Annotated in this window: 1 protein-coding gene; it reads left to right on the top strand. The window is 34.6% G+C overall.

Translation table 11 applies throughout. The features are described from left to right. Positions 1-117 precede the first annotated feature (117 nt). Positions 118-1314: an IS256 family transposase gene (locus tag QO182_RS19440; protein ID WP_371563717.1), complete on the top strand. Its 1197-nt coding sequence runs from the start codon at positions 118-120 to the stop codon at positions 1312-1314. The last annotated feature ends 53 nt before the right edge of the window (positions 1315-1367 follow it).

Here is a 1367-nt window from a genome sequence, read left to right as displayed (position 1 = left end):
GGTACCATCTCATAAAGTGTGTAAGTTAAAAAGTTATTCTGAAAATTTGAGCTAACTCAAAAGCTCAAAAATTTTCGGAAATAACTTTTTAACGTATATTTATAAACACACTTTGATATGAGAAAAGAAGAATTATTATCCGATGATTTTTTAAAGCAGTTCAAAACAGGAGAAGAACTGTATGGCTTTTTAGCCCAACTACAAAAAAGAGGCATAGAAAAAATGCTTGAAGGGGAATTAGACGCTCATTTAGGTTATGACAAGCATGATAAATCAGTCAAAACCAATGCTCGTAATGGTTTTTCATCCAAAAAAGTAAAAACTTCTTTTGGAGAATCAGAAATTCAAGTTCCAAGAGATCGTGACGCGTCGTTTAATCCAATCATTGTTCCTAAAAGGCAAAATATGCTTGATGGGCTAGAGAATGTAATTGTATCGCTCTACGCCAAAGGAATGAGCAATAGTGACATCGAAGAACAAATAAGAGAAGTTTATAATTTTGATGTTTCCACCAGCACTATCTCTCGAATTACAGATAGTGTTTCAAGCGATATTATTGCTTGGCAGAACAGACCATTGGACCCCGTTTATCTGATTGTTTGGATGGACGGTATCGTTTTTAAAGTTAGAGAAAATTCAAAAGTTGTCAATAAAACGATCTATTTAGCCGTTGGACTTAATAGAGAAGGCAAGAAAGAAGTGCTCGGAATGTGGTTAGGCAAGAACGAAAGTGCTAGTTTTTGGCTAGGAGTTTTAACCGATTTAAAAGCTCGAGGCGTTGAAGACATGCTGATAACCGCCACCGATAACTTAAACGGCTTTACCCAAACCATTAAAAACGTATTCCCAGAATCACAAACTCAAATTTGCGTAGTACATCAAATTAGAAACTCGGCTCGTTATGTTGTCTGGAAAGATAAAAAGGAATTTTCTGCCGACATGAAGCTTATTTACAATGCGCCAAATAAAGAATCAGCAAAGGCTTCTCTTGAAGATTTTTCTAAAAAATGGAGTCATAAATATCCTTATGCTATAAGATCTTGGGAAGAAAACTGGGAAGAACTTACCGTATTCTTTGATTTCCCAGTGGAAATTAGAAAAATAATTTATACTACTAACTTAATCGAAAATCTCAATGGGAAAATCAGAAAGTATACCAAAAACAAATTATCATTCCCAACGGATGATGCCGTTTTAAAATCAGTATATTTGGCTCTGAGAGAAGCAACCAGAAAATGGTCAATGCCAATCCAAAACTGGGGGTTAATACTAAATCAGTTCTTAATTATTTTTGAAAAAAGGGTTCAACTTTAATTAAAAAGGCAAACCCCTATTTTTTTAACTTACACACTTTACGGGACAGTGTC

Origin of the sequence: Flavobacterium sp. Arc2 (assembly GCF_041431385.1) — a bacterium.
Taxonomy (GTDB): Bacteria; Bacteroidota; Bacteroidia; order Flavobacteriales; family Flavobacteriaceae; genus Flavobacterium.
This window is presented reverse-complemented; position numbering and strand designations above follow the sequence as displayed.

Bases quoted from the DNA above. Each gene is read 5' to 3' on its own strand.
- QO182_RS19440 (WP_371563717.1), top strand. From the start codon at position 118: ATGAGAAAAGAAGAATTATTATCCGATGATTTTTTAAAGCAGTTCAAA.